The sequence below is a fragment of the Nocardioides psychrotolerans genome, assembly GCF_943371775.1.
In the GTDB taxonomy this organism is placed as follows: domain Bacteria; phylum Actinomycetota; class Actinomycetes; order Propionibacteriales; family Nocardioidaceae; genus Nocardioides; species Nocardioides psychrotolerans_A.
Window position 1 is genome coordinate 24,205 of record NZ_CALRWD010000055.1, and the last position, 6,662, is coordinate 30,866.

The 6,662-nt window shown below is 70.7% G+C and carries 8 protein-coding genes; 5 read left to right on the forward strand and 3 right to left on the reverse strand.

Annotated elements, in window-relative coordinates:
• Positions 1 to 14 precede the first annotated feature (14 nt).
• Both AAG827_RS15245 and AAG827_RS15250 read right to left on the reverse strand, forming a co-directional pair.
• Positions 15 to 236 carry a DUF5703 family protein gene (locus AAG827_RS15245; protein ID WP_341926965.1) on the reverse strand — a complete coding sequence of 74 codons (222 nt, stop codon included), beginning with the start codon at positions 234 to 236 and terminating at the stop codon, positions 15 to 17.
• Entirely contained in the window at positions 233 to 1,183 is a 951-nt protein-coding gene (locus AAG827_RS15250; protein ID WP_341926966.1) for an aldo/keto reductase, read from the reverse strand. The genes AAG827_RS15245 and AAG827_RS15250 overlap by 4 nt, the downstream gene beginning before the upstream one ends.
• Positions 1,184 to 1,273: 90 nt before the next feature.
• Between AAG827_RS15250 and AAG827_RS15255 the strand changes: the two genes are divergently transcribed.
• Positions 1,274 to 2,098, forward strand: a complete 825-nt coding sequence (locus AAG827_RS15255) for an undecaprenyl-diphosphate phosphatase (RefSeq protein WP_341926968.1) — start codon at positions 1,274 to 1,276, stop codon at positions 2,096 to 2,098.
• 123 nt (positions 2,099 to 2,221) lie between these two features.
• Here the strand turns inward: AAG827_RS15255 and corA are convergent, their stop codons facing one another.
• Complete coding sequence (corA, locus tag AAG827_RS15260; RefSeq protein ID WP_341926969.1) at positions 2,222 to 3,202, reverse strand: magnesium/cobalt transporter CorA; 981 nt, start codon at positions 3,200 to 3,202, stop codon at positions 2,222 to 2,224.
• Positions 3,203 to 3,234: 32 nt separating this feature from the next.
• Here corA and AAG827_RS15265 point away from each other — a divergent pair, with 32 nt between their 5' ends.
• Genes AAG827_RS15265 through mshC form a run of 4 tightly spaced genes read left to right on the forward strand, consistent with a single transcriptional unit; the run spans position 3,235 to position 6,581 of the window.
• Positions 3,235 to 3,966: a histidine phosphatase family protein gene (locus AAG827_RS15265; RefSeq protein WP_341926971.1), complete on the forward strand. Its 732-nt coding sequence runs from the start codon at positions 3,235 to 3,237 to the stop codon at positions 3,964 to 3,966.
• 10 nt (positions 3,967 to 3,976) lie between these two features.
• The gene (locus AAG827_RS15270; protein WP_341926972.1) at positions 3,977 to 4,555 is read left to right on the forward strand and encodes a DUF3090 domain-containing protein; all 579 of its coding nucleotides are present in this window, start codon (positions 3,977 to 3,979) and stop codon (positions 4,553 to 4,555) included.
• Positions 4,552 to 5,319 carry an SCO1664 family protein gene (locus AAG827_RS15275; protein ID WP_341926973.1) on the forward strand — a complete coding sequence of 256 codons (768 nt, stop codon included), beginning with the start codon at positions 4,552 to 4,554 and terminating at the stop codon, positions 5,317 to 5,319. The genes AAG827_RS15270 and AAG827_RS15275 overlap by 4 nt, the downstream gene beginning before the upstream one ends.
• Positions 5,320 to 5,342: 23 nt before the next feature.
• Positions 5,343 to 6,581, forward strand: a complete 1,239-nt coding sequence (gene mshC, locus AAG827_RS15280; RefSeq protein WP_341926974.1) for a cysteine--1-D-myo-inosityl 2-amino-2-deoxy-alpha-D-glucopyranoside ligase — start codon at positions 5,343 to 5,345, stop codon at positions 6,579 to 6,581.
• Positions 6,582 to 6,662 lie beyond the last annotated feature (81 nt).

Sequence of the window (6,662 nt, forward strand, 5' to 3'; positions counted from 1 at the left end):
CAGCTGGAGGGCCGCTAGAAGGTCGGGCGCAGCTGGCGGATGATCTTGCGGCGCAGCACCACCCGGCGGGTGCCGTCGGGCGTCATGTGCACGCGGTCGAGCTCCCAGCCACCGTGCTCGGCGCGCTCGACGAGAAGCCTGGTCACGACGTTGCGGGAGAACTCGCGGTCGAAGGTGACGCGGTCGAACTCCCACTCCACGCCGGCCCGCGGCGCGCGTCGGTCGTGCCGACTCATCGAGCCTCCGAGACGTCGTCGAGGGCGGCGATGATCTCGGAGGGGAGCTCCTTGTCCTCGAGGTCGAGTGCTCCCTGGAGCTGGGCGGCGGTGCGGGCGCCGACGATGGGGGCCGTGACACCGGGCCGGTCGCGCACCCAGACGAGGGCGACCTCCAGCGGCGTCCAGCCGAGGCCCTCGGCGGCGCGGACCACCGACTCCACGATGCGGCCGCTGCGGTCGTCGAGATAGGTGCCGACGAAGGACGAGAAGACCGACGAGGCGCCGCGGGAGTCCGACGGCGTGCCGCCGCGGTACTTGCCGGTGAGCACGCCGCGGCCCAGCGGCGACCAGGGCAGGACACCCAGGCCGAGCGCCCCGGCCGCGGGGAGGACCTCGCGCTCGACGGCGCGGTTGAGCAGGGAGTACTCCACCTGGGTGGACGCCAGGGGAGCGCGGCCCGGAACCGCCCGCTGCCAGGTGGCGGCGTGGGCGGTCTGCCACCCCGTGTAGTTCGAGATGCCGACGTACGACGTGCGGCCCGAGGACACCGCGTGGTCGAGGGCACCCAGCGTCTCCTCGATCGGCGTCTCGTCGGACCAGATGTGGACCTGCCAGAGGTCGACGTGGTCGACGGCGAGCCGCTTCAGCGAGGCGTCGAGGCTCGAGAGCAGGTGGCCGCGCGAGGTGTTGGTGACCCGCTCGCCCGAGCGCCGCGAGATCCCGGCCTTGGTGGCCAGCACGATCTCGTCGCGGGCCACAACGTCCCCGATGAGGGTGCCGATCAGGGTCTCGGAGTCGCCGTCGGTGTAGCCGGCGGCGGTGTCGACCAGCGTCCCGCCGGCCTCGGCGAACGCGATCAGCTGGTCGCGTGCCTCGTGCTCGTCGGTGTCCCGGCCCCAGGTCATCGTCCCGAGGCCCAGGCGCGAGACCTTGAGGCCGGTTCTGCCCAGTGACCGCTGCTGCATGGCAGCAAGGTAGTCGGCGCAGTGCCCGATCGGCGCGGCGGCTCGCCCTGAGGACGTCGACGTGCCGTGCGGGCCCTAGGCTTGCGACTCGTGTGGGACTACCTCCAGGCCGTCGTTCTCGGGACCATCCAGGGCCTGACCGAGTTCCTGCCGATCTCCAGCAGTGCCCATCTGCGCATCTACCCGGAGATCTTCGGGTGGGGCGACCCGGGTGCGGCGTTCACCGCCGTCATCCAGATCGGCACCGAGCTGGCGGTGCTCATCTACTTCCGCCACGACATCTGGCGGATCGCCACGATGTGGCTCAAGTCGCTGGTGAAGCCGGAGTATCGCGGGCACCTCGACGCCCGGATGGGCTGGTTCATCATCATCGGCTCGCTGCCGATCGTCATCCTCGGCATCCTGCTCAAGGACCTCATCGAGAGCGACTTCCGCAGCCTGTGGATCATCGGCACGACCCTGATCGTCCTCGGCATCGTCCTCGGCCTCGCCGACCGCTTCGGTCGCAACGACAAGGAGCTCAAGGAGATCTCGCTGCGCGACGCCGTGCTGATGGGCGGCGCCCAGGCGATGGCCCTCATCCCCGGCGTCTCCCGCTCCGGCGCGACGCTGTCGATGGGCCGGATCCTCGGCTACGAGCGCGAGGCCGCCACCCGCTACGCCTTCCTGCTGGCCATCCCGGCCGTCGTCGGTGCCGGGCTCTTCGAGCTCAAGGAGATCCCCGGCGGGGACAACCCCTACGGCTGGGGCCCCACGATCGTCGCGACCGTCGTGTCGTTCGTCGTCGGCTACGCCGCCATCGCCTGGCTGCTGCGCTACGTCTCCACCCGCTCCTACACGCCGTTCGTGCTCTACCGCGTCGCCCTCGGCGCCGCCACGTTGCTGCTCGTGGCTACTGGTGTGCTTGCTGCGTGAGGGTGGGTGACGCGTCACCGGGGGTTGCGGTTTGGTCACCAACCGCACGTCTGGGCCGGTTGTGCTTGCGGAGTGTGACCAATCCGCATGTCCCAGCGCCCTGCAGGACAGCCTCAGGGGCGCTCAGAGCCACCCGGACTTCTTGAAGAACACCCAAAGCCCGGCCGACGTCAGCGCCATCAGGAGCAGCGCGAACGGGTAGCCGAGAGCCCAGTGCAGCTCGGGCATGTGGTCGAAGTTCATGCCGTAGACGGCGGCGATCAACGTCGGCGCGGCGACCAGGCCGACGCCGGCGGAGATCTTGCGCATGTCGTTGTTCTGTTGCACGGAGATGCCGGCGAGGTGGGCCTCGAAGGCCGACGACAAGAGCGAGTCGAGGTTGTCGACGAGCTCGGCGGCGCGCGTGAGGTGGTCGGCGACGTCGCGGAAGAACGGCGAGGCCTCCTCGTCCATCCCGGGCACGAGCCCGGAGGCGAAGCGGCGCATGGGCTCGCGCAGCGGCATCACCGCGCGGCGTACCTCGGCGATCTCGCGCTTGAGGGTGTAGATCCGGGCGGAGTCGTTGGTGCGGGCCGTCGAGAAGACCGACTCCTCCACCTCGTCCACGTCCTCCTCGAGAGCGTCGACGACCTCGGAGTAGGCATCCACGACCGAGTCGCAGACCGCGTAGACGACCGCGGACGGGCCATGGGTGAGGACCTGCTCGCGCTCCTCGAGGTAGGCACGGGCCGACTGGAGCGCCCCGCCCTGGCCGTGGCGGACCGTCACGACGAAGTCCTCGCCGACGAACATGCTGATCTCGCCGGTCTCGACCGCGTCCTCCTCGTCGACGTACCAGAGCGTCTTGATGATGAGGAAGAGGTGATCGGCGTAGCGCTCGAGCTTGGGTCGTTGGTGGGCCTTGACAGCGTCCTCGACGGCGAGGTGGTGCAGCCCGAACGCCGCCGCCACCTTGCCCAGCTCGTCGTGCCCGGGTTGGTGGAGGCCGACCCACACGAAGTCGCCCTTCGCGCTTGCGCGCGCCCGCATCTCGACGTAGTCGTGGGGGTGGCAGTCGACGGCCACCCGCACTCCCTGGCAGTAGACGGCGCTGTCGACGATCACGGGCTCACGGTAGCCCCACTACAGTCCCCGTCATGGCAACTGTGATCCTCGTGCGCCACGGTCGGACGAGCGCCAACGCGAGCGGCATGCTCGCCGGCCGCCTGGCGGGGGTGAAGCTCGACGACCACGGCCGTGGGCAGGCCGAGCGGGCGGGGGAGCGGATCGCCCCGGTGCCCCTGGCCGCGATCGTGAGCAGCCCGTTGGAGCGGTGCCGCCAGACGGCCAAGATCCTGAGTGCTGCCCACACCGCGGCCCCGCCCATCACCACGGAGCGCGGGATCATCGAGTGCGACTACGGCGAGTGGCAGGGCAGGCCGCTGCGCGAGCTCGCCAAGGAGAAGCTCTGGTCGGTGGTCCAGACGCAGCCGTCCGCGGCGGCGTTCCCGGGCGGGGAGTCCCTGCCGACGATGCAATCACGCGCCGTCGAGGCCGTACGACGCCACGACGCGGCCGTCGAGGAGGCCCACGGTGCCTCCGCGGTCTGGGTGGCGGTGAGCCACGGAGACATCATCAAGTCGGTCCTGGCCGATGCCCTCGGCATGCACCTCGACCTCTTCCAACGCATCCACGTCGACCCGGCGTCGATCTCGATCATCCGTTACACAGGCACCCGGCCCTATGTCATGGCCTCCAACACCCATGCAGGGGACCTGTCCTGGTTGGTCCCGCCGCCGGCCAAGAAGTCGCGGCGCCGCAAGGGTGCCGAGCGCGCTGCGGACGACGCTGCCGTCGGCGGTGGCGCCGGCCCATCGGCTCGGTCATAGGGTGGTGGACATGCCTCCGATCATCCACGGCTTCGACCCGCCGGAGCGTTTCGTCGCCGGCACCGTCGGGCCCCCGGGGTCGCGCACGTTCTTCCTGCAGGCGCGCACCGGAGTCCGCATCACGAGCATCTCGCTGGAGAAGCAGCAGGTCGCCGCGTTGGCCGAGCGGATCGACGAGCTGCTCGACGAGGTGATGGCCAGCGACGAGGTCTCCGCGGTGATCCCGGCGGTGGCGCCGCTCGGCCTCGACGACCCGCACCCGCTCGAGCAGCCGATCGAGGAGGAGTTCCGCGCCGGCACCATGACGCTGTCCTGGGATCCGTCCGACGAGCGGATCGTGATCGAGGTCTTCCCGTTCACCGAGGCTGCCGTCGTCAGCCCCGAGCAGCTCGACGAGGACTTCGAGGAACCCGAGCCCGACGAGGTCTTCCTGGTGCGCATCGACGCCGGCCACGCGCGAGCGTTCGTCCAGCGGGCGGCTCAGGTGCTCGACGCCGGCCGTCCGAGCTGTCCCTTCTGTGGCAACCCGATCGACCCCGACGGCCACCTGTGCGTCCGCGCCAACGGTTTCCGCCGTCGCGAGCCGTGAGCGGAGCTGACCTGCCGCTCGACGGCGACCTGGAGCTCCACGGCCGCATCATGCCCGCGTCCAACGCCACGTTCCTCGGCACGATCGAGGGGGTGTCGGTCGTCTACAAGCCGATCGCCGGGGAGCGTCCGCTGTGGGACTTCCCCGACGGCAACCTCGCCGGCCGCGAGGTGTCGGCCTACCTCGTCTCCGAGGCCTTCGGCTGCGACGTCGTCCCCCTGACCTGGCTCCGCGACGGCCCGCACGGTCCCGGGATGGTGCAGCTGTGGAAGGAGCCCGACGAGCAGCAGGAGGCGGTCACCCTCGTCGAGGAGGGGCGTGTGCCCGAGGGGTGGCGTCACGTCTTCGACGGGATCGACGGCCGAGACGTGGCCGTGTCGCTCATCCACGAGGACTCGACGGCGCTGCGCCGGATGGCCCTCTTCGACGTGGTGGTCAACAACGCCGATCGCAAGGGAGGGCACGTCCTCGCCATGAGCGACGGCCACCGCTACGGCGTGGACCACGGCATCGCCTTCCACCACGAGCACAAGCTCCGCACGGTCCTGTGGGGATGGCAGGGCGAGCCGCTCAGCGACGAGGAGGCCGAGACCGTACGACGGGTGCGCGCTGCCATCAGCAACGGACTGGGGGACCGGCTGTCGGAGCACCTGACGGACCTGGAGGTCGATGCCCTCGACCGCCGGTGTCGTCGCCTCCTCGACTCCGGCGCCCTCCCGACCTCCAGCGGCGACTGGCCGGCCATCCCCTGGCCCCCCTTCTGAGTCGTCTGGTTAGGCTTCGCTCCATGCGAGCCTGGAGTGCCCCGGAGATCCCGAGCCTGACCGTGACGGGACCCGCCGTGGCTCTCCACGACACGGCGACCGGCGCGGCCGTCACGACCACCCCCGACGGAGTCGCGCGGCTCTACGTCTGCGGCATCACGCCCTACGACGCCACCCACATGGGCCACGCCGCGACGTACGTCGCCTTCGACCTGCTCAACCGCGCCTGGCGCAACGCCGGGCACGACGTCACCTTCGTGCAGAACGTCACCGACGTCGACGACCCGCTCCTCGAGCGCGCCACCAAGGTCAACGTCGGCTGGGTCGAGCTCGCCGAGCGCGAGACCGAGCTGTTCCGCCACGACATGACGGCACTGCGGGTGATCCCGCCCGACCACTACATCGGTGCGGTGGAGTCCATCCCGCTGGCGATCGAGCTGATCCAGGTGCTGGAGGCCGCCGGAGCGACGTACACCGTCGACACCGACGTCTACTTCTCCGTCACCGCGGACCCGGCGTTCGGTCAGGAGTCCGGCTACGACCGCGAGACGATGCTGGCCCTCTTCGGCGAGCGCGGGGGCGACCCGGACCGCCCCGGCAAGCGCGACCCGCTCGACTGCGTCGTGTGGTGCGGCGAGCGCGAGGGCGAGCCGAGCTGGGACAGCCCCTACGGTCCCGGCCGCCCCGGCTGGCACATCGAGTGCTCGGCGATCGCGATGCGCCACCTCGGGGGCAACTTCGACGTGCAGGGTGGTGGGTCCGACCTGGTCTTCCCGCACCACGAGATGTGTGCGGGCCACGCCCAGGTGGCGGTGCCGGGCACCCCGTTCGCGCAGGTCTACTCCCACGCCGGGATGGTGGCCTACGACGGCGAGAAGATGTCGAAGTCGCTGGGCAACCTGGTCTTCGTCTCGGCGCTGCGCAACTCCGACGTGGACCCGATGGGCATCCGGCTGGCGCTGCTGCGTCACCACTACCGCTCCGACTGGGAGTGGACCGACGCCGAGCTCTGGGCTTCCGTCGACACGGTCGCGACCTGGCGCAAGGCACTCTCCCTCGGCGCCGGCGCACCGGCGGCGCCGGTGGTGGAGGAGATCCTGGCCGCCATGGCGCACGACCTCGACGCCCCGCGAGCCACGGCCGCCGTGGACGCCTGGGTGGCGGCGACCCTCGGCACCGACGGCCTGGCCGACACCAGCGACCGCGACGCCGCGGTCCAGATGCTGGCCGTCATCGACGCGGCCCTGGGTCTCTCGCTCTGAGCCCCCCTCCGCTGGCGCTCGTCGACGGAGCGCTGCGTCCTGGGACATGCGGATTGGTCACCAACCGCATGTCCTGAGCCC

What these genes read in the sequence shown, in the direction of transcription:
- mshC (WP_341926974.1), top strand. Translation starts at nt 5,343, where the DNA reads ATGCGAGCCTGGAGTGCCCCGGAGATCCCGAGCCTGACCGTGACGGGA.
- AAG827_RS15250 (WP_341926966.1), bottom strand. Translation starts at nt 1,183, where the DNA reads ATGCAGCAGCGGTCACTGGGCAGAACCGGCCTCAAGGTCTCGCGCCTG.
- AAG827_RS15265 (WP_341926971.1), top strand. Translation starts at nt 3,235, where the DNA reads ATGGCAACTGTGATCCTCGTGCGCCACGGTCGGACGAGCGCCAACGCG.
- AAG827_RS15270 (WP_341926972.1), top strand. Translation starts at nt 3,977, where the DNA reads ATGCCTCCGATCATCCACGGCTTCGACCCGCCGGAGCGTTTCGTCGCC.
- AAG827_RS15245 (WP_341926965.1), bottom strand. Translation starts at nt 236, where the DNA reads ATGAGTCGGCACGACCGACGCGCGCCGCGGGCCGGCGTGGAGTGGGAG.